Origin of the sequence: Paracoccus salsus (genome assembly GCF_021556615.1) — a bacterium.
In the GTDB taxonomy this organism is placed as follows: domain Bacteria; phylum Pseudomonadota; class Alphaproteobacteria; order Rhodobacterales; family Rhodobacteraceae; genus Paracoccus; species Paracoccus salsus.
Map to the genome: position 1 here is coordinate 503281 of NZ_JAKGGD010000003.1, position 20343 is coordinate 523623.

The 20343-nt window shown below is 66.7% G+C and carries 22 protein-coding genes; 11 read left to right on the forward strand and 11 right to left on the reverse strand.

What is annotated here, in order from left to right; translation table 11 throughout:
- The first annotated feature begins 15 nt into the window (after positions 1-15).
- The 8 genes from L1965_RS09085 to L1965_RS09120 are packed head-to-tail and all read left to right on the forward strand — an operon-like array spanning position 16 to position 6797.
- The gene (locus L1965_RS09085) at positions 16-1161 is read left to right on the forward strand and encodes an acyl-CoA dehydrogenase family protein (protein WP_235756086.1); all 1146 of its coding nucleotides are present in this window, start codon (positions 16-18) and stop codon (positions 1159-1161) included.
- A complete protein-coding gene (locus tag L1965_RS09090) occupies positions 1158-1607 on the forward strand; it encodes a cupin domain-containing protein (protein WP_235756087.1) in 450 nt (149 codons plus the stop codon). The genes L1965_RS09085 and L1965_RS09090 overlap by 4 nt, the downstream gene beginning before the upstream one ends.
- Entirely contained in the window at positions 1604-1993 is a 390-nt protein-coding gene (locus L1965_RS09095) for an acyl-CoA thioesterase (RefSeq protein ID WP_235756088.1), read from the forward strand. The genes L1965_RS09090 and L1965_RS09095 overlap by 4 nt, the downstream gene beginning before the upstream one ends.
- Positions 1986-2381, forward strand: a complete 396-nt coding sequence (locus L1965_RS09100; protein ID WP_235756089.1) for a RidA family protein — start codon at positions 1986-1988, stop codon at positions 2379-2381. Before L1965_RS09095 ends, L1965_RS09100 begins: the two co-directional genes overlap by 8 nt.
- A 28-nt stretch (positions 2382-2409) precedes the next feature.
- Complete coding sequence (locus L1965_RS09105) at positions 2410-4029, forward strand: AMP-binding protein (protein WP_235756151.1); 1620 nt, start codon at positions 2410-2412, stop codon at positions 4027-4029.
- The gene (gene kynA, locus L1965_RS09110) at positions 4026-4847 is read left to right on the forward strand and encodes a tryptophan 2,3-dioxygenase (protein WP_235756090.1); all 822 of its coding nucleotides are present in this window, start codon (positions 4026-4028) and stop codon (positions 4845-4847) included. Before L1965_RS09105 ends, kynA begins: the two co-directional genes overlap by 4 nt.
- A gap of 14 nt (positions 4848-4861) precedes the next feature.
- Complete coding sequence (locus tag L1965_RS09115; RefSeq protein ID WP_439332067.1) at positions 4862-5311, forward strand: cupin domain-containing protein; 450 nt, start codon at positions 4862-4864, stop codon at positions 5309-5311.
- A gap of 1 nt (position 5312) precedes the next feature.
- Positions 5313-6797 (forward strand): flavin-containing monooxygenase, encoded by a 1485-nt coding sequence (locus L1965_RS09120; RefSeq protein ID WP_235756092.1) that lies wholly within the window; start codon positions 5313-5315, stop codon positions 6795-6797.
- On the opposite strand, the gene L1965_RS09125 is transcribed toward L1965_RS09120, so the two are convergent.
- Both L1965_RS09125 and L1965_RS09130 read right to left on the reverse strand, forming a co-directional pair.
- A complete protein-coding gene (locus L1965_RS09125; protein WP_235756093.1) occupies positions 6794-7507 on the reverse strand; it encodes a GNAT family N-acetyltransferase in 714 nt (237 codons plus the stop codon). The genes L1965_RS09120 and L1965_RS09125 overlap by 4 nt on opposite strands.
- Complete coding sequence (locus L1965_RS09130; protein WP_235756094.1) at positions 7504-8244, reverse strand: competence/damage-inducible protein A; 741 nt, start codon at positions 8242-8244, stop codon at positions 7504-7506. The genes L1965_RS09125 and L1965_RS09130 overlap by 4 nt, the downstream gene beginning before the upstream one ends.
- Positions 8245-8345: 101 nt before the next feature.
- Here L1965_RS09130 and map point away from each other — a divergent pair, with 101 nt between their 5' ends.
- Positions 8346-9146, forward strand: a complete 801-nt coding sequence (map, locus tag L1965_RS09135; RefSeq protein WP_235756095.1) for a type I methionyl aminopeptidase — start codon at positions 8346-8348, stop codon at positions 9144-9146.
- Positions 9147-9326: 180 nt separating this feature from the next.
- Here map and L1965_RS09140 read toward each other — a convergent pair whose 3' ends face one another.
- Complete coding sequence (locus L1965_RS09140) at positions 9327-9941, reverse strand: YqgE/AlgH family protein (protein WP_235756096.1); 615 nt, start codon at positions 9939-9941, stop codon at positions 9327-9329.
- A 104-nt stretch (positions 9942-10045) separates the two neighbouring features.
- Between L1965_RS09140 and L1965_RS09145 the strand changes: the two genes are divergently transcribed.
- Positions 10046-10834: a protein-disulfide reductase DsbD domain-containing protein gene (locus L1965_RS09145; protein ID WP_235756097.1), complete on the forward strand. Its 789-nt coding sequence runs from the start codon at positions 10046-10048 to the stop codon at positions 10832-10834.
- Here L1965_RS09145 and L1965_RS09150 read toward each other — a convergent pair.
- Genes L1965_RS09150 through L1965_RS09170 form a run of 5 tightly spaced genes read right to left on the reverse strand, consistent with a single transcriptional unit; the run spans position 10776 to position 17658 of the window.
- A complete protein-coding gene (locus L1965_RS09150; protein WP_235756098.1) occupies positions 10776-14159 on the reverse strand; it encodes an efflux RND transporter permease subunit in 3384 nt (1127 codons plus the stop codon). The genes L1965_RS09145 and L1965_RS09150 overlap by 59 nt on opposite strands.
- Complete coding sequence (locus L1965_RS09155) at positions 14152-15477, reverse strand: efflux RND transporter periplasmic adaptor subunit (protein ID WP_235756099.1); 1326 nt, start codon at positions 15475-15477, stop codon at positions 14152-14154. Before L1965_RS09155 ends, L1965_RS09150 begins: the two co-directional genes overlap by 8 nt.
- A gap of 55 nt (positions 15478-15532) precedes the next feature.
- Positions 15533-16381 carry a uracil-DNA glycosylase gene (locus L1965_RS09160; RefSeq protein WP_235756100.1) on the reverse strand — a complete coding sequence of 283 codons (849 nt, stop codon included), beginning with the start codon at positions 16379-16381 and terminating at the stop codon, positions 15533-15535.
- Positions 16382-16419: 38 nt separating this feature from the next.
- Positions 16420-17130 carry a response regulator gene (locus tag L1965_RS09165; RefSeq protein WP_235756101.1) on the reverse strand — a complete coding sequence of 237 codons (711 nt, stop codon included), beginning with the start codon at positions 17128-17130 and terminating at the stop codon, positions 16420-16422.
- Between the two features lie 9 nt (positions 17131-17139).
- Positions 17140-17658, reverse strand: coding sequence for a MarR family winged helix-turn-helix transcriptional regulator (locus L1965_RS09170; RefSeq protein ID WP_235756102.1), 519 nt, complete (start codon positions 17656-17658; stop codon positions 17140-17142).
- Between the two features lie 153 nt (positions 17659-17811).
- Here L1965_RS09170 and L1965_RS09175 point away from each other — a divergent pair, with 153 nt between their 5' ends.
- On the forward strand, positions 17812-18681 hold the full coding sequence (locus tag L1965_RS09175; protein ID WP_235756103.1) for a branched-chain amino acid aminotransferase: 870 nt from the start codon (positions 17812-17814) through the stop codon (positions 18679-18681).
- 188 nt (positions 18682-18869) lie between these two features.
- Here the strand turns inward: L1965_RS09175 and L1965_RS09180 are convergent, their stop codons facing one another.
- From L1965_RS09180 to hpf, 3 genes are all read right to left on the reverse strand, one after another.
- Entirely contained in the window at positions 18870-19058 is a 189-nt protein-coding gene (locus L1965_RS09180) for a hypothetical protein (RefSeq protein ID WP_235756104.1), read from the reverse strand.
- 64 nt (positions 19059-19122) lie between these two features.
- Positions 19123-19587, reverse strand: coding sequence for a PTS sugar transporter subunit IIA (locus L1965_RS09185; RefSeq protein ID WP_235756105.1), 465 nt, complete (start codon positions 19585-19587; stop codon positions 19123-19125).
- Positions 19588-19658: 71 nt separating this feature from the next.
- The gene (gene hpf / locus L1965_RS09190; RefSeq protein ID WP_235756106.1) at positions 19659-20234 is read right to left on the reverse strand and encodes a ribosome hibernation-promoting factor, HPF/YfiA family; all 576 of its coding nucleotides are present in this window, start codon (positions 20232-20234) and stop codon (positions 19659-19661) included.
- Positions 20235-20343: the final 109 nt, after the last annotated feature.

The following is a 20343-nucleotide window of genomic DNA, read 5'->3' on the forward strand; positions in this document are numbered from 1 at the left end:
ACATGGAAAGGGACTATGGATCGCAGCTTTCTGGACTGGCCGTTCTTCGAGGATCGTCACCGCGAATTGTGGGGGGCGCTGGAGACGTGGGCGCAAGGCGCGCTGCCGGTCGATCACGGCGATGTGGATGCCGCCTGCCAGGGGCTGGTGCGCGATCTGGGCAAGGCGGGCTGGCTGCGTCATTCGGGCGGCGACGCGCTGGACATCCGCAGCCTGTGCCTGATCCGCGAGACGCTTGCCCGCCATGACGGGCTGGCGGATTTCGCCTTCGCGATGCAGGGGCTGGGGATGGGCGCGGTCAGCCTGTTCGGCAGCCCGATGCAGCGCGCATGGCTTGACCTGACGCGGGCGGGCGAGGCGATTTCCGCCTTCGCGCTGACCGAACCGGGTTCGGGATCGGATGTCGCGCGAATCGCCACCACGGCACGGCGCGAAGGCGACGGCTGGGTTCTGGACGGCGAAAAGACCTATATCTCGAATGGCGGAATCGCCGATCTCTACGTGATCTTCGCGCGCACCGGCGAGGCGCCGGGCGCGAAGGGTTTGTCGGCCTTCCTGCTGCCTGCCCAGACCTCGGGTCTTCAGGTCGTCAGCCGTATCGACGTGATGGCGCCGCATCCGCTGGCGCATCTTCGGCTGCGCGATGTCAGCCTGCCCGGGAACGCGCTGATCGGCACGGCCGGCGGCGGCTTCCGTGTCGCCATGACCGTGCTGGATCATTTCCGCCCGACCGTCGGCGCCGCCGCGCTTGGCTTTGCCCGGCGGGCGCTGGACGAGTCGTTGGCGCGGGTGACCGAAAGACGGTTGTTCGGCGCGCCGATGGCCGATCTGCAGATGGTCCAGGGCCATCTGGCCGACATGGCCCTGAAGGTCGATGCGGCCGCGCTGCTGGTCTATCGCGCGGCCTGGACCAAGGACATGGGCGCAACGCGCATCACCCGCGAGGCGGCGATGGCCAAGCTTTACGCGACAGAGGCCGCGCAACAGGTGATCGATCAGGCGGTGCAGCTGTGGGGCGGCGACGGTGTGCGGGTCGGCAGCGCGGTGGAAAGCCTCTATCGCGAGATCCGCGCGCTGCGCATCTACGAAGGCGCCAGCGACGTGCAGAAACTGGTCATCGCCCGGACGGTTCTGGGCGGATTTCAGGGAGGTGAAGGATGACGGATCTGAATGGCGGGATCACCCGCGACGGCGAGGGATTCGAAGGCGTGGAATGGAATATCCTCGGCCAGCGCTATTTTCCCAAGGCCGATTGCGACGCGGCCTTCGCGTTCGAGACGAACAGCGAGCCAGGCCAGTTCGTGCCGGTTCATGTCCACCCCGGCCAGGACGAATTCATCCTGGTCCAGGAGGGCGAGTTGCAGGTCAAGCTGGACGGCGCCTGGTCGGTGGCGCGGGCCGGCGACCTGGTGCGGATGCCGCGCGGCGTGCCGCATGGCTATTTCAACAAGTCCGACAAGCCCGCCCGGGCGCTGTTCTGGGTCTCGCCCGCGGGCAGGCTGCGCGCCCTGTTCGAGACGCTGCACGACATGACCGATGTCGACGAGGTGGTGCGCGTCTCGGCCGAACATGACGTGGATTTCCTGCCGCCGGACGCCAGCGAATGACCTATCGCCGCACCATCCCGATCGAGTTCTGCCATTGCGACCCTGCCGGGATCGTCTTCTATCCCCGCTATGCCGAGATGGTGAACAGCATGGTGGAAAATTTTTTCATCGACGAGGTCGGCTATCCTTTCGGGCGGATGATGGACGAGGGATACGGCATGCCGACCGCGCGGCTCGAGGTCGATTTCCGCAAGCCCTCGCGCCTCGGCGAGCGGCTGGACTGGACGCTGGCGGTCGAACATGTCGGCCGGACCAGCGCGCGGTTCCGGGTCACGGCCGCCGACCGGATCGAGGCGCGCAGCACCGTCGTCTGGATGGATCGCGGCTTTGTCCCCGCGCCCTGGCCAGACCATATCCGCCCTGCCCTGGAGGCTCATCATGCATGACCAGCTGCATCCCGCGACATGGAAGCGCGCCGTCGGATACGCCAACGGCATCTCGGCGCGCGGACGGATGATCTTTACTGGCGGGTTGGTCGGATGGGACGCCGATCAGCACTTTCAGACCGACATCTTCGCGGGCCAGGTCCGGCAGGTTCTGGAAAACATCGTCGCCGTGCTGGCCGAAGGCGGGGCGGGCCCCGAGCATCTGGTGCGGCTGACATGGTATGTTACCGACAAGCAGGAGTACCTCGCAGCCCTGCGCGAGGTGGGCGAGGCCTATCGCGCTGTGATCGGCCGACATTACCCGGCCATGGCCCTGGTGCAGGTGGCGGGGCTGGTCGAGGACCGCGCCAGGGTCGAGATCGAGGCGACCGCCGTGGTGCCGGACTGAACGACAGGAAAGGCGACAGGAGAGGATGATGGTTGATCTGGGACCAAGCGGACATGCCGACAGCTTCACCCGCGACAATCTTCCCCCACCCGACGCGTGGCCGATCATCGACCTTTCGGGTTTCGACTATCCCGACTGGATCAATGCCGGGGCCGAGCTGACGGACAGGATGGTCGATCGCGGCTTTGGCGACCGCAACGCTCTGATCGGCAACGGCCGCGCGCGCACCTACAAGGAGCTTGCCGACTGGACCAACCGGCTTGCCCACGCGCTGGTCAGCGATTACGGCCTCAGGCCAGGCAACCGAGTCCTGATACGGTCGGCGAACAATCCCGCCATGGTGGCCTGCTGGCTGGCCGCCACCAAGGCCGGCGCGGTGGTCGTGAACAGCATGCCGATGTTGCGCGCCAAGGAACTGGCGCAGCTCATCGACAAGGCCCAGATCAGCCACGCGCTGTGCGACACGCGTCTGATGGACGAGCTGGTTGCCGCCGCCAAGGGATCGCGCTTTCTCGAGACCGTGGTGGGTTTCGACGGCACCGCCAATCACGACGCCGAACTGGATCGTGCCGCCCTGACCAAGCCGGTCCGGTTCGAGGCCGTGCGGACCGGCCGCGACGACGTCGCGCTGCTGGGTTTCACCAGCGGCAGCACCGGCGAGCCCAAGGCGACGATGCATTTTCACCGCGACATCCTGATCATTGCCGACGCCTATGCCAAGGAGGTGCTGGGGGTGACGCCCGACGACGTGTTCGTCGGCAGCCCGCCTCTGGCCTTCACCTTCGGGCTGGGCGGGCTGGCGGTGTTTCCGCTGCGTTTCGGGGCCTCGGCGGTGCTGCTGGAACACGCCTCGCCGCCCAACATGATCGACATCATCCAGAAACATCGCGCCACGATCTGCTTTACCGCGCCCACCGCCTACCGCGTCATGCTGCGGGCGATTGACGAGGGGGCCGACCTGTCCAGCCTGCGCGCCGCCGTCAGCGCCGGCGAGACCCTGCCCGGCCCGGTATGGGAGGAATGGCGCGCCAGGACCGGAAAGCCGATGCTGGACGGCATCGGCTCGACCGAGCTCTTGCATATCTTCATCACCAACCGCCTTGACGACAGCCACCCGTCCTGCACCGGTCGGCCCGTCGGCGGCTATCGCGCACGGATCGTAAGCGAGGACGGTCAGGAACTGCCGCGCGGCGAGATGGGCCGGCTGGCGGTCATCGGTCCGATCGGCTGCCGTTATCTGAACGACCCGCGGCAGGTCGACTATGTCCAGAATGGCTGGAACCTGACCGGCGATACCTTCTGGCAGGACGAGGATGGTCGCTTCCATTTCGCGGCGCGGTCCGACGACATCATCTTGTCGGCGGGCTACAATATCGCCGGCCCGGATGTCGAAGCCGCGCTTCTGGCGCATGACGACGTGCTGGAATGCGCGGTCATCGGCGTCCCGGATGCGGAACGCGGCCAGATCGTGCAGGCGCATGTGGTGCTGGCCGAGGGTGTCCTGCCCGACCAGGCGACAGTCGAGCGGCTGCAACGCCACGTGAAGGACCTGATCGCGCCCTTCAAGTATCCGCGCAGCGTTGTGTTCTGCACCGCGCTGCCCAAGACGCAGACCGGCAAGATCCAGCGATTCAGGTTGAAGCCATGAGCTATGATCCCGAACAGGAAGGGGCGCGGATGACCTTCCAGGGCCGCATGTCCTATGGCGACTACCTGGGCCTCGACTCGATCCTGACCGCCCAGCATCCCCGGTCGCAGGCCCATGACGAGATGCTGTTCATCATCCAGCACCAGACCAGCGAATTGTGGATGAAGCTGGCGCTGCACGAGATGGCGGCCGCCCGCGACCGGATCGCTGCGGGCGATCTGCAACCCGCCTTCAAGATGCTGGCCCGCGTCGCCCGGATCATGGAACAGCTGAATTCTGCCTGGGACGTGCTGCGCACCATGACCCCAAGCGAATACACCGAATTCCGTCAATCGCTTGGCGAAAGCAGCGGATTCCAGTCCTATCAGTATCGCATGATCGAGTTCGTCGCAGGCAACCGCAATCCGGCGATGGTCCGACCGCACGAACACCGCCCCGAACTGGTCGCGCCCCTCATGGCCGAGATGCAGCGCCCCTCGCTTTACGACGCGGTGCTGGCCCGGCTCAGGGCGGCGGGTTTCGAGGTGCCGCCGCGCACCCGTCTTGACCAGCCGCACGGCCCCGACGCGCGCGCGCGGACCGCATGGGCCACCGTCTACCGCGACACGCGACAATACTGGGAACTGTACGAACTGGCCGAGAAGCTTGTCGATTTCGAGGATTACTTCCGCCGCTGGCGCTTCAACCATGTGACCACCGTCGAACGGATCATCGGGTTCAAGCGCGGCTCGGGGGGCACGTCGGGCGTCAGCTATCTGCGCCGCATGCTGGATGTCGTGCTGTTCCCGGACCTGTGGGAACTGCGCACCGAACTTTGAAGGAGGAGATGAGAATGACGGACGGAGACACCGGGATCACCGGGGCGGATCAGGCCTATGGCGGCAAGGCGTGGAATGTCGTCGGCCATACCTACACGCCCAAGCTGCACACCGAGAACGCGATGATCTGGCATGCCAGCATTCCCGACGGAACCTTCGTGCCACCCCATATCCATCCCGCCCAGGACGAGTGGATCGTGATGCTGGAGGGCAATCTGGACGTCGAGTTCGGCGATCAGGTCCACAAGGCCGGGCCGGGCGACACCGTGCGGATGCCGCGCGGCATCGCCCATGGCATCTTCAACCGCTCGGGCCGCACCGCGACCTGCGTCTTCGGCGTGGCCCCCTCGCGCAAGCTGTTCGCGCTGTTCGGGGCGCTGGACGGTGTGACCGACCCCGGCGAACTGGTCCGCATCTCGGCCCAGCACGAGGTGGACTTCCTGCCGCCCCCGGACGCATCCTGACATGGTCGCGCGCAAGACCGTCGCGGTGATCGGCGCCGGGGTGTCGGGCCTCGCCGCCGCCAAGGCATTCGACGAACGCGGCCATATTGTCGTGGGCTTCGAACGCACGCATGATCTGGGCGGCGTCTGGGAACCCTCGCGCAGCTATCCCGACGTGCAGACGCAATCTCCGAAAGAGCTTTACCGCTTTACCGACCTGCCGATGCCCGACGACTACCCGGAATGGCCCAAGGGACCGCAGGTCCACGCCTATCTGCATTCCTATGCGGACAAGCACGACCTGCACCGGCTGTTCCGGCTGAACACCAACGTGACCGGGCTGGATCGTCGCCCCGATGGCAAGCCGGGCTGGCGGCTGGCGCTGCGATCGGCCGATCACGCATGGACCGAAGACGTCGATTTCGTGGCCATCGCGACGGGCCAGTTCTCGGACAAGAACATCCTGACCTTTCCCGGACAGGACGACTTCGTGGCGGCCGGCGGCACCGTGCTGCATTCGGCGGAATATACGGACCCGTCATTGGCCCGCGACAGGCATGTTCTGGTTCTTGGCGGATCGAAATCCGCGACCGATCTGGTGGTGAACGCGGTCAGGAACGGCGCGGCATCCGTCAGCATGGTCTATCGCGAGCCGGTCTGGCGCATCCCCTATTTCGTCGGCGGCATCAACTTCAAGAAGCTGCTCTACATGCGGTTCCAGGAAGGGCAGTTCAACGGCTGGAACCCGACCCGCGCCCAAAGGCTGCGCGCGAGGGTGCTGAAGCCGCTGATCTGGGCGAATTTCCGCGGGCTCGAAACGATCCTCAAGCTGCAGCTGGGGCTGAGGAAGTGGGACATGGTGCCCTCTGTGCCGATCGAAAAGGCCGTGTCCTGCTCAATCCCGATCGTGACGCCCGGCCTGTTCGAAAGCTTTCGCGACGGGCGCGCGACGCCGATCCGCGGCACGATCGAACGGTTCGAACCCGGCCACGCGGTGCTGAGCAGCGGCAGGCGTGTGCCCTGCGACGTGGCCGCGCTGGCGGTCGGGTGGAAGCTTGGCATTCCCTATCTGGCCGAGGAATTCCGCCGCACGCTGATCGAGCCCGACGGCCAGTATCGCGTCTATCGCCTGGCGGTGAATCCCGACCTGCCGGATCTGGGCTTCGTGGGGTTCAACTCCAGCTTCTGCACAGTGCTGTCGGCCGAGATGATCGCCAACTGGCTGGTCCGGTTCATGGACGGACAACTGGCCGACCAGCCAACCGAGGCCCGGATGCGCGAGGATATCGAGGCCAATCTGCGCTGGCGGCGAACCGAACGCCCCGCCGCGCAGATCTATGGCGGGCTGTGTTCGGCGCCGTTCCATTTCCGCCATCTAGACGAGATCGTGGCCGATATCGGCGCCCCGCCGGTCCGGCGCGGCTGGCTGGCCGAGAACTTCACCCCGCCCGACGCCGAAACCTATGGGCGCTATCTGGCGGGCGCCCGGCAATATCGGGCGAACTAGGGGCGGATGCGGTAGCCATAGCCTGCGACCTCTTCGAAGCCCAGATTGCGGTAGAACGCGATCGCGGCCTGGTTGTCCCGGCTGACGGCCAGCGCCAGCCGTGTCGCGCCCTTGCCCGCGGCCCAGATCGCCGCGCCGCGCATCATCCAGCCCGCCAGCCCCTTGCGGCGCCATTCCGGCAGGACCTCGACGGCATGCATCATGGCGATGCCGGCATGGATTGCCACGAAGCCCGCGCCGGCGGCGCGGTCGTCGATCCGGCCAAGAATGGCGGCCTTCGGGTGGCTCGCACGCTCCATAACCTGCTGGCGCGCGGGTCCGATATGTCCTGCCGCCCAGATCTGACGCTGGATCGCAAGCGGCGGCCAGACCGCGAAGGTGGTGACGGGCGGAGGCTCAAGACCGGTCAGCCGCTCGATCCCGGTTGCCATGATCGCGGTCGGCACCTGCAGCCTGAAGCCGCGATCGCGCAGCGCGGCGGACAAGGCGGTGTCGTCATCCGGAACCCGGAAAAGCGGCTCCTGGCCCCACAGGCTGTGCAGATCGACCGACGCATCGATGTCAGCGTCGCGCCACGGCCCGATCGCGCGCGCCGAACTGACGCGCGCGCCCGCACCATGCCCCCGACCGACGCGAAATCCGCCGACATCGCGATACTCGGCCGCGGGCCATGTCGCCTCGAACGCCGCAGCCAGTTGCAGATCGGTCACAGCGCCAGCCGGCGCTTTACCTCGGCCATCGCGCTTGCAACGCGCTCGGCGTCGAGACCGCGCACGACCAGATTGGTGCCGAACCCGCTCGGCCTGTGGAACGGATAGGACCCCAGCGCCAGATCGGGATATTCGGCCGCCACCGCCTTGAGGTCCTCGGCCACGTCGCTTTCGCCGCGCAGCACCTCGACGCTTTGGGATAGCATCGGGCGGCCGGGCGCCAGTCGCGGGATCAGCCAGTCCACCATGCCCCGAAAGACCTCGGGCACCCCTGCCATGACATGGGTGTTGCCGATCGAGAACCCCGGCGCGGCCGAGACGGCATTGTCGATCAGCGTGGCGCCGACCGGGATACGAGCCATCCGAAGCCGGTTGGGCGTCAACTCGGTCCCCATCCGGTCGCAACGGGCCTGCAAAAGCGCCCGCGCCTGTGCATTGATCTCGATCGTGGTGCCATGCGCGGCTGCGACGGCATCGGCGGTGATGTCGTCATGCGTGGGCCCGATCCCGCCCGACGTGAACAACAGCCCGCAGGCACCGCCCAGACTGCTGTCCAGGGCGCGTATCGCCGCGACGATCTGATCCTGGTCATCGGCCACCACCCTGATTTCGCGAAGATCGAACCCGGTGGCCGACAACAGCTTGGCCAGATGATGGGCGTTTCCCTCGCGCGTGCGGCCCGACAGGATCTCGTCTCCGATCACAAGAATGGCCGCCGTCGGATTGTCTGACTGCATGACCGGTCCCTCATGGTTGCTGCCCTGTTCTATGCCCACGCACGGCACTGGAACAAGTGGCCCGGCGGGTCTATCTATGCGGTCAGACGAAAGGATCCGCGATGGACGAAGAAAGCCGCATTACCAAGGAAGGCATCCGCATTCACGCCGGCACGGATTTCGCCGGGATGCACAAGGCCGGCGCGCTGGCCGCGCGGATCCTGGACGAGGTCGGGCCGATGGTGGCGCCGGGCGTGGCGACCGGGGTGCTCGATGATTTCATTCGCGAGCGCATTCAGCAGGAAGGTGCCACATCGGCGACCATCGGCTATCGCGGCTATCAGCACGCAAGCTGCATCAGCGTGAATCATGTGGTCTGCCACGGCATCCCCGGCGAAAAGGTGCTGCAGAACGGCGACATCCTGAATATCGATGTGACCGTGATCGTGGACGGCTGGTACGGCGATACCAGCCGCATGTATGTGGCGGGCAAGCCGTCGATCAAGGCGCAGCGACTGATCCAGGTCACCCATGATTCGCTGATGAAGGGGATCGAGGCCGTCCGGCCCGGCGCCACGTTCGGCGATATTGGCGCCGCCATCCAGACCTACGCGGAGGCTCAGCGCATGTCGGTGGTCCGCGATTTCTGCGGCCATGGGCTGGGCCGGGTTTTTCACGCACCCCCCAACGTGCTGCATTTCGGCCGCGCCGGCAAAGGCCCGGTCCTCGAAGAGGGAATGTTCTTCACGATCGAGCCGATGATCAATCTGGGCCGGCCCGAGACCAAGGTCCTGGCCGACGACTGGACGGCGGTCACCCGCGACAAGTCGCTTTCGGCCCAGTTCGAACATTCGATCGGCGTGACGGCGGACGGGTGCGAGATCTTCACCGCCTCAGACCGGTTCTTCCCCGAATTCGGCTGACCGGCACCGGCTTTCGGTGCCCCTCCGCCTTCGGCGCCGCCGCGACAGCCCTCAGGGCATCGCGGGCAGCGCCAGGTCACGGCGGCGCGCGTCGCGACCAAGCGCCATGACCCGCAGGTCCTGACCTGGCCGATAGGCCCGGGGGTCCGGGGGCTGGCCCCCGGCCGTGGCGGGACGCAATCAGGCGTGGCCCGCGGCCGCCGACAGAAGCGAGGGGTCGATGCCTTGCGCGCGCAGCGCCGCCTGCCATTTGTCGTCGTGGTCGGCGCCAAAGATCAGCTCCTCGGCGCCATCGCCGGTCAGCCAGCCATTCTGCAGCATCTCGTCTTCCAGCTGGCCCGGCCCCCAGCCTGCGTATCCAAGCGCCAGAACGGCCGATTCCGGCCCCTGCCCATGCGCCAGGTCCTCAAGGATGTCGCGCGTGGTGGTCATCGCCAACGCGCCACTGATCCGCAGCCGACCCTCGGGATCGTTGCCGTGCGCGGGCACATTGTGCAGCACGAAGCCCCGTCCCGGTTCGACCGGGCCGCCGAAACGCACCTCGATCTGCCTGGCGGCGTCATCCGCCTCGATCCCGAGCTGTTCCAGAAGGTCGCTGAAATCGATCTCGGGCAGCGGCCTGTTCAGGACAAGACCCATCGCGCCCTCTTCGGAATGCGCACAGACAAGCACCACGGACCGCTGAAAACGCGGATCGGCCATGCCGGGCATGGCGATCAGGATCTTGCCCGTCAGGTTGTCCGTGTAGGCCGGCTCCTGCGGATCGTCGGACGGGTCGTCGGGGCTGATGCTCATCGGGCCTCCTTTTGACCTCAAGATCGGCCCTTGCCGCGTCTGATGCAAGACCCCCTCGCGTTTGTGACTTGGGTCGTCCGGGATTCGGGGCTATTGACCGATGCATGACACGTATTCCGGCCATCGCACTCGGCTTTCTCGCGCTGGGGGTTCTGCCGCTCTCGGCGCAGGATCTGCCGCCAGGGCTGGAATCGGCGCGGCTTCTGCCGGGCTGGATCGACGATCAGGGCAACCGCATCGCCGCGCTGGAGCTTCGGCTGGCGCCCGGCTGGAAGACCTATTGGCGCAGCCCGGGCGACAGCGGGCTGCCCCCCAGCTTCGACTGGCAGGATTCGTCGAACCTTGCCGATATCACCCTTCACTGGCCCGCCCCTGAGGCGATCCGCTCGGGCGATGACCTGACCTTGGGATATCACGACCTGCTTGTGCTGCCCTTCACCGCCCGTCCCGCGGATCCGGCCCAGCCCCTCCGGCTGGGCACAACGGTCGATTTCGGACTGTGCGAGAAGATCTGCATTCCCGCCAATGTCGCGCTGCAGGCCCCGGATCCGGGCGCGATGCCCGACCCGCAGATCGAGGCCGCGCTGAAAACGGTTCCGCGTCCGCTGGCACAGCGTCCCCTCTGCCGCCTGACAGGGATCGAGGACGGCATGCGCCTGAGCGCCCTGTTGCCGCAGGCCGGTGCCGAGGCCGCCGCGATGGAGGTCATGGGACACCCCGATATCTGGGTGTCGTCACCCGTGCTGCAGTCCGAAGGGAACGGCACCCGCGCGACCGCCGATTTCGTGGCGCCCTCGGCGCAGCCCTTCGACCTGGACCTCGCCGAAGTCCGGATCACGCTGATCGGCGCGGATGGGGCGGTCGAGACCCAGGGCTGCGACCCGCAAGGCTGACCACCGCCGCCACGATCACGGCCAGGGCTACCGCGAGCACATACCAGCCAAGCGCCGCGACCGGCGAGGCGGCCACAGGCCACCATGCCGGCAGCGTGACCCCCAGTTCCGGAAACAGCGTCGCGGGTGGCAGGATGGCCAGGAAAGCCAGCCCGGCCAGACCCGCACCAAGGCGCACCGGTCCTTGCATCGCCGGGGACCGAAGCCCGCGCCGGAAACCGATCCGCGACCGCCCCAGATCGGCGCCGATGCCCAGCACGGCAGGCACCACCAGCAACACCACGATCATCCCGAAGCCCAGCCCATAGGCCAGGGTCACGACCGTCGGCTTCAGGAACAGCGCCTGCGACGACCGCTCATACAGAAGCGGTGCCAATCCCAGCACGGTCGTCGCGGTCGTCAGCAGCACCGGACGGAAACGGTTGCACACGGCCTCGACGACGGCCGGCCTGAGGCCGCGATCCTTTGCGTATTCGTCGATGGTCGAGATCAGCACGATCGAATCATTGATGATGATCCCCGACATCCCGATCAGCCCGACGATCGAGAACATCGACATCGGCAGATCCCAGACGTGGTGGCCCCAGACCGCGCCGACCAGGCCAAAGGGGATCACCGACATCACCACCAGCGGCCGGGACCAGCTGGCAAAGATCCAGGCCAGAACCATGTAGATGCCGGTCAGCGCCAGCGCAAAGCCAAGCGCCGCGTCGCCAAGGAAGTCACGCTCCTGCTCGGCCAGGCCGGTGGTCTCGAAGTTGATGCCGTATTCGGCGGCGATCGCGGGCATGATCTCGAATTCAAGCTGCTGGGCGATCTGGGCGGCGCGCGACGGATCGTCGTCGGAAATGTCGCCCGTGACCGAGATCATCCGTTCGCCATTCTCGCGCCGGATCACGGAAAAGCCCGCTTCGCTGCTGACCGTCACGATATCGCCAAGCGGAACCCACTGTCCCAAGGCCGTGCGCATCATCATCCGCTCCAGGAAATCGCCGCGCCGTTCGTCCTCGGGCAGTTCGACCCGGATCGCGCCGGTGCGGGTGCCGACCGGATAGGTCGCCGCCTCGATCCCGGCCAGACGCTGACGCAACTCGCGGCCCAGACCCTCGGTGGTGAATCCCAGCGCCTCGCCACGCGCGGTCAGCTGTAATTCCAGCTCATCCTTGTCATAGGACATGCTGTCTTCCAGCGCCGACACCTCGGGGAAGGCCTGAAGCCGCAGCTTCAAGGCCTCGGCCGCGTTCTTCAGCCTTTGCGCCTCGGCGCCCGTCATCCGCACCGAAACCGCATCCCCGCCCGGCCCCGACCGAAAGCCCCGGAAGCTGATCGTCTCCAGCCGGGGATCGCTTGGCATGGCGTCCTGCAAGGCGGCCACGAAATCAAAGCTTGAATAGGGCCGGAAATCGGGGTCGATCAGTTCCATCTGGACGGCGCCCAGCAGGTCGGTATCTTTGGTATCCGCCCCGGGCAGAGGGCGGCCGGAATTGCTGCCGACCATGGTCATGGCGTGGGTGACCGGATTGATGCCGTATTCGTCCTCGTAGCGTGCCGCGACACGGTCGACCGCTTCCTGGACCAGCCCCATGACGCGGATCGTGTCATCGCGAGTCGCCCCCGGCAGCATGGCGAAATTGCCGGCGACGCTGCCCTGTTCGGGCGCGTCGAAGAACCGCCACGGCACCTGTCCCGAGATCAGCGCCGAGGCTGCCCACGAGAACAGCACGATGGTGGCGGCAAGAACCGGGTAGCGCAGGATCAGCACCCAGCGGGTCAGCGGGCGAAGCAGATGATGGACCACCCGGTCCAGCCCCCGATTGACCAGCTTCGAGGGCCGGTCATACCAGTGCCGGCGGGCCGAGCGGGTCAGCGCATGCGACATGTGGCTGGGCAGCACCAGGAAACACTCGACCAGCGAGGCGATCAGAACCAGGATCACCGTCATCGGAATGTCGATGATCAGGTCTCCAAATCGCCCGCCGATCAAGACCAGCGCCCCGAAGGCGATGATCGTCGTCAGCGACGACGACACGACCGGCGCGGCCATCCGGGCAGCCGCGCGTTCGGCGGCGACCACGGCAGGCTCGCCCAGCTTGCGGGCACGGTAATCCGCATGTTCGCCCACCACGATCGCATCATCGACGATGATCCCCAGCGTCAGGATCAGCGCGAACAGCGAGACCATGTTCAGGGTCATCCCCGTCGCATACATCAGCGCCACCGCGCCCAGCAGCGACGCCGGTATTCCCGCAGCCACCCACAAGGCGGTCCGCGCGTTCAGGAACAGGAACAGCAGCGCCAGGACCAGCCCCAAACCCAAAAGCGCGTTGTCCAGCAACAGCGCCAGCCGGGCCGAGATAAGCTCGGCCCGGGCGCGCACCAGTTCGATCCCGACGCCCGCCGGCAGCGCCGGTTCCATTCGGGAAACGACCTGCTCGACCGTGCGTTGCATCCCGATCGCATCGCCCGAGGCGCTGCGCTGGACCTGCACCATCACCGCCGGGTTGCCATCCACGAAATAGGCCGTGTTGCGGTCCATTCCGGACTGGCGGACCTCGGCCACGTCGCCGACCGTCAGCTGCGTTCCGTCGGACCGCGCGGCCAGAATCAGCGCCGCCACCTCTGCCGGGGCGCGGGCCTCGGTCCCGGTCCGCACCCGGGCGGCCCCCGACGACACATCGCCGGCCGGGCTGACCGACGCCGCCGCCCGGACGACGCCCGCGATCTGCTCCAGCGTCACGTCGTGGCGAACCATGTCGGCCATCCGGACCTCGACCAGCGTCTCGGGCGCTGCCAGGCCCGAAACGGTCAGCCGCGTGATGCCCTGCGCATAGAGGCGGTTCACCAGTTCATCAGCGATGCGGCCAAGCTGGTCCAGCCCGACCGGACCGGCGATGACGACATCCGCCACCCGGTCGCGCCAGGAACTGCGGACGATTTCGGGGTCCTCGGCGCCTTCGGGCAGCTCGCCGGCGCCGGCGATGGCGGTTTCCACATCGGAACTTGCGCGCGACATGTCCCAGCCGGGTTCGAACTCGACCTCGATCTCGCCATATCCCTGCACCGCACGAGATCGCGTCAACGCGACCCCCTCGACGCCGATCAGCGCCGGCTCCAGCACCGCGATGATCGAGCGGTCCACGTCCTCGGGGCCGGCACCGTCCCAACGCACCGCGACGTCGATCTCCTGCACGACGGTATCTGGAAAAAACTGTGCGCGCAGCTTCGGCGCCGCGTAGAGCCCGCCCACCAGCATCACCGCCATCACCAGATTGGCCAGCGTCCGGTGGCGGGTAAAGATCGACAGGATGCCCCGACCCTCAGCCATTGCCCTGACCTCGGCGGTTCTGGGCCCGCTGGTCTTCGGCGGGCGCCGGGGCAGCGGCATCGCGGACCATGATCCCGGTTCCCAGCTGGGGCGCGCGCTCGGCCACGATGCGGGCACCCTGAAGGTCAGCCGAAACCGCGATGATCACATCGTCGCCCTGCCGCCGCAGCACGCGCACCGGTGTCGCCATCAGTCGTCCGTCGGCATCCGCGGCCAGCACGGCGCCGTCCGGTCCCACCGCCGCAGCGGGGATCACGGCGGCATTGTCGATCTGCGGCTCGGAAATCTCGACGCTGACGAAGTCGCCCGGCCGCAGCGTCTCGCCGCCCGACAGGATCCGCGCATAGACGACCCGGCCGGCCGTGCCCTCGGCCACCGAGGCAGCCGCGCGATCCAGCCGCGCCTCGGCTGTCAGCCGCCCGGCCGAGCCGTCCAGAATGACCGTCGCCGGACGATCCCGCAACTGACCGCCATCCGCCAGAAGGCGCGAGAACTGGCTCAGCGACAACGGCGCCTGCACCTCGAGGTCGTCCGGATCGATGATCTCGGCCAGTTGTTCGTTCAGGCTGACCAAGCCCCCCTCGACCGCGGTGACGGCGGTGACGCGCCCCGAGAAGCCGGCCCTGATTTCGGTATCGGCCAGTTCGCGACGCGCCTCGGACAGCGCGATCTCGGCCCGGCGCAGTGCGTTTTCGGCCGCTGTCACGGCGCTTTCCGCCGAGGCCAGCGCAGACCGTCCCGCGATCACCGACTGCTCGGCGCTCGAGGCGGCCAGTTCGACGGTCTCGCGCGCGGCGCTGGTGCCAAGCCCGCGCTTGTCCAGCGACGCCTGGCGCTCGACGGCGGCGCGGCGCAGTTCGGCCTGACGCTCGGCCGCGGCAAGGTCGTCCGCGGCCACCTGCACATTGCGGCGCGCATCGCGCAGGGTCGCCTCGGCATCGTCGCGCGCGGCAAGCTGGTTCGCCAGCCCCGCCTGGGCGGAGGCGGGATCGATGCGGACCAGCACCTGACCGGCCTTGACCTGGCCGCCTTCCTGCATCGCCGGGTCCAGATGGACGATCTGCCCGGACGCGCCCGCGCGCAGTTGCAACCTGCGACGGGAATCGACGGTGCCGAACACCTTCATCACCGGCTGCACGACCTGCGGCGTCACGGTCAGCAGCCTGGCAGTGTAGACCTGCTCGCCACCGCTGCGTCCCGGACCGTCCTCGCCGTCGGCAGAGGTCGCCACCCACAGCTGAAACCCGGCCAGGAACAGCAGACCAAGCGTCAGGAAGGTGATGAACAGCCCGCTGAGGCTGCGAAACAGGAAACGCATTTATCCAAATCCGATCGGTGCTGGTCGCGCCTGACCCATGATGCGGAAACTGGACCTAAACGGAAAGCGTTTCCAGCCTGGCGGAAAGCGACAAAAGGTCCGCCCACGCCTCGCGCTTGGCCGGCGGGTTCCGCAGCAGGTAGGCGGGGTGCGTCATCGGCAGCGCGGGACGCCCGAAAGCCTGCGCCCACTGGCCGCGCAGCCGCAGAATGCCCCGCCGTCCCAGCGCCGCCTGGCATGGTATGTTGCCCATCAGCACGATCACGTCCGGCGCGGCCAACTCGATGTGGCGCCGCACGAACGGCATGCTCACGGAGATTTCATCAGCATTGGGGTCTCGATTGCCGGGCGGTCGCCATGCCAGCACGTTGACGATGTAGAGCGCCTGTTCGGCATCGACCGCCGCCCGGGACAATCCGATCGCATCGAACATGCGGTCCAGCAACTGTCCGGCGCGCCCCACGAACGGGCGGCCCTGCCGGTCCTCTTCGTCGCCCGGCGCCTCGCCCAGGATCAGCACCCGCGAGCCGGGCTTGCCGTCGGCGAAGCAGAAGTTCCGCGCGCCTTTCTTGAGTTCGAGCCCGTCAAAGCCTTCCTGCGCGGCGGCCAGCGCCCCGAGATTGTCGGCGGCGGCGGCCAGGGCCTCGGCCTCGGCGATCCGCACGGCCAGATCGTCGGCGGGGTCGGGTCCCGCGCGAGAGGTCTGCGGCGTCGACTGGATGGGCAGATCGGCCAGCGGCGCCGGTGCGGGCGTTGCGGGCCTGGGGCGGTTTGCCAGCTCGAACCGGTCCACCGGCGCATCGAGAACAGGCTCGTCCGCCCCCATCTCGACCTGCCACTCGAGAAGCGCCAGCGCGGTCTCCGCGTCCAGCTCTATTCCCTGATATGTCGGATTGGTGTCCATCGCCGGCAGGCTAGGCCGCACGGCGTGCGCGGGCAAGATCAGTCGACCACCAGCATGTAGCCGGTGCCGCGCACGGTTTGCAGAAAGCGCGGCTCTTTCGGATCCGGCTCGATCTTGCGGCGCAGCCGGGTGATCTGCACGTCGATAGCGCGTTCGGAATGCTCGGTCTCGTCGCCATTGCCGCCGCCCCGGCCCAGATCCTCGATCAGGTCGGCCCGGCTGACCGGCTGACCCCGGCTGGCCGCCAGACGCCGCAGCAACGCCTGTTCGCTGCCGGTCAGCCGCAGATGGGTGTCGCCCTGCCAAAGCTCGCCCTTGTCGGTGTCATAGCGCAGCATCCCCAGCGACAGGAACTTGGGCTGCGACATCTCGGCCACGGGCACGCGGCGCAGGATCGCCCCGATTCGCAACAGCAATTCGCGTGGCTCGAACGGCTTGGGCAGGTAGTCATCCGCACCGCTTTCAAGTCCGGTGATTCGGTCCTCGGTCTCGCCCCTGGCGGTCAGCAGCAGGATCGGTGTCTGGATCCGCTCGCGCAGCGCCCGGGTCAGCGAGAACCCGTCCTCGCCCGGCATCATCACGTCCAGCACGATGAGATCGAATTCCAGCCCGGACAACAGTCGCCGAGCCTGCGCGGCATCGTGCGCCATCGTCACCATGAAACCGTTCTTGCGCAGGAATCGCCCCAGCAGTGCCCGGATGCGTTCATCGTCATCGACGATCAGGATATGCGTGTCGTGACTGGTCATGGGGTGATCTCAGCGGTCCTTCGGCCAATCCTTGAGGGCCTGATACTGCGCCCGCGTCTCGGGGTCCATCATCGCTTCGAGAACCTGCCGGAAGCCCGCAACCGCCTGCGGCCCGGCATTGCGATAGGCTGTCCGCATCCGCGACCTCTGCGCCTCGGACAAACGACGCTCCAGCGCGGCGCCCTTGTCGGTCAGGTAAAGCTGGCGTTCGCGCCGGTCGCGCCGACCGACGCGGCTTTCGACCAGATCGTCCTCGATCAGCGTTCGCAGGACGCGGTTCAGTGACTGCTTGGTTACGCCCAGCACCGCCAGTAGCGAGGTCACCGTCAGGCCCGGATCGCGATTGATGAAATGCAGGGCGCGATGGTGGGCGCGGCCATAGTCCATATCGGCCAGGATCAGGTCAGGATCCGCAGTGAAGGCGCGATAGGCAAAGAACATCGCCTCGATGCCGCGACGCAACTGATCGTCGGTCAGGAACAGCAAATCCTCGCCGACCATTTGCGGGCTGCGCGCCTTCTTCTGCATTCGATTTCCTTTCCGTGCTACACACCTTGATATGGCAGCCTTGTTGACTTTCCAAGATTCGATTGTTAGCCGTCAAGGACATCACGCAACAAATGGGCCGAATTCTGGCGGTCCGGCGCAATATTCGCAAACCAGAACGGGATGGAGAGAGAGATGACTGCGGCATATGATGATCGCGACGGCAAGATCTGGATGGACGGTGAACTGGTCGAATGGCGCGATGCCAAGGTGCACGTCCTGACCCACGCGTTGCACTATGCCAGTTCGGTCTTCGAGGGCGAACGCTGCTATGACGGCAAGATCTTCAAGGGTCACGAACATTCGCTGCGGCTGATCGAGTCGGGCCGGCTGCTGGACATGCCGGTGCCCTACAGCGCCGAGGAAATCGACGCCGCCAAAGAGGCCGTGCTGAAGGCGAACGGGTTCGAAAACGCCTATGTGCGTGTGGTGGCGTGGCGCGGTTCGGGGCCGGACATGGGCGTGTCCGCCTCGCGCAATCCGGTCCGCATGGCGGTCTGCGCCTGGGAATGGGGCAGCTATTACGGCGATGCGAAATGGCAGGGCGCGAAACTGGACGTGGCCAAGTGGAAACGCCCCTCGCCCGAGACGATTCCCACCGCGGCAAAGGCCGCCGGGCTTTACATGATCTGCACCATGTCCAAGCACGCGGCCGAGGCCAAGGGCTGTTCGGACGCGCTGTTCATGGACTGGGAGGGTTATGTGGCCGAAGCCACGGGCGCGAACATCTTCTTCGTCAAGGACGAAGAGATCCATACACCAAAGGCAGACCGCTTTCTCGACGGCATCACGCGGCGCACCATCATCCAGATGCTGAAAGACAACGGCCGCACCGTGCACGAGCGGCGTATCACGCCCGACGAGCTTGAGGGCTTTCAGGAATGTTTCCTGACCGGAACCGCCGCCGAGGTGACCCCCGTGGGCCAGATCGGCGACTGGCATTTCCAGGTCGGCCAGATCACGCGCGGAATCGCCGAGGATTACGAGAAGCTGGTCCGCGCGTGATCATGCGGACAGATGCCCACCGGAGGCAAAGCCGGTGGGCGAGACGGCCTGTTCTCTCAGACCGAAGGCATGCAACCGTCCCTGCATAGGCCAGTGCGGCAAAGGCAAGGCGCGGCCCGTTCGCCTTGCCGGTCGATCGGCATGAGGCTGTGATCCGTTCGCGTCGAACTGCGCAGGGCCAAGCCGGGTCAGGCGCTGCGGCCGCGCTCGATTCGAAGATATTCCGCCGTCTTGCGGTTCTCGCCGCCGCGCGTCTGCGGGCGGGTACGCAGTATTTCCCATGCGGGATGGGTGCCCGATTCGCGTTCCTGCCTGGTGTATTCACGCAGCCGGGTGCCGGTGTGGGTGCGCGGTTGGTCGCTGACATGCTTGGTCATGCTCGGCCCTCCTCTGATCCGTGGGGAGACCAGTATAGGGTCGAATCGGGCCAATTCAAACCTTTCAGGCAGCCTTGATGCGTTGGGCGGCGGACAGCACGGCATGCAGCGTCGCGGGATTGTCATTCGCACGCAGCTTGGCTCGCAGATCGGCGTCCCGCAACGTCCGAGACACCAGTGCCAGCGCCTTCAGGTGGTCAACACCGCTGGTTTCGGGCGCCAGAAGGGCAAAGACCAGATCGACGGGCTGGCGGTCCACCGCGTCGAAATCCAGGGGCTTTTCGATCCGCAGGAACAGGCCGACCACCTTGTCAAGCCCGTGCAGCCTTGCATGCGGCAAGGCCACGCCCTGACCCACCCCGGTCGGCCCCAGGCTTTCACGCGCCTGCAGAGCGTCAAGGACCTCCGAGGCATTCAGCCGGTATTCGGCATGCGCCAGATCGGCCAACTCCTGGAACAGGCGCTTCTTGGACGTGACCTGTCCAAGGGAGCGCACGCCACCCGGCTTGAGGATCTCGCTGAGTTGCATCCTAGCGTGTCTTTCCTATGCTGGCCGCCCCCGGGGGCGGCTCAGTCTGCGAGGTGTCGCCATCAGCGGCTTCAGCCGTTGCCCCGCGGGTCAATCCAGCCCACGTTGCCGTCCTCGCGGCGATGCACGACATTCACGCCGCCATGTTTCTCGTTGCGGAAGACAAGCAAGGGCGCCCCCGCCAGTTCCATCTGCATGACCGCGTCGCCGACCGAGAGGGTCGGTACGCGGGATTCCATTTCGGCGATGATGATCGGCTGCAGGCCGCTGTCCTGCGATTCCCATTCATTCTCATCGGCGGCCAGCACATATATGCCCGCCTCACCGAATACAACCGGCCCGGATCGATCCTTGTGATGGTCCTTCAGGCGGCGCTTGTACCGGCGAAGCTGCTTGTCCATCTTTTCGCGACAGGCCTCGAAGGCGCCATAGATCTCGACCGCCGCGCCGCGGGCCTGCACGGTCAGCCCGGTGGAGAGATGCACGACGGCGTCACACAGGAACTGATGCGCATCCTTGGAAAAGGTCACCGTGGCATCGGTCGGGCGCTGGGAGTACTTGATTACGGTCTCGCCCAGTTCCTTCTCGACATGGGTGCTGAGGGCATCGCCCACATCGATGTGTTTTCCGCTGATGGTGTAGCGCATCGTCTTTCCTCTTCGGTTGCCCGTCTTCCGCGTGCGCCGACCCGTTCACGGCTGCCGGCGCGCGGCGGATAACGGGGGTGGCGGGGCGAGATCCGATACCACGCCCGCA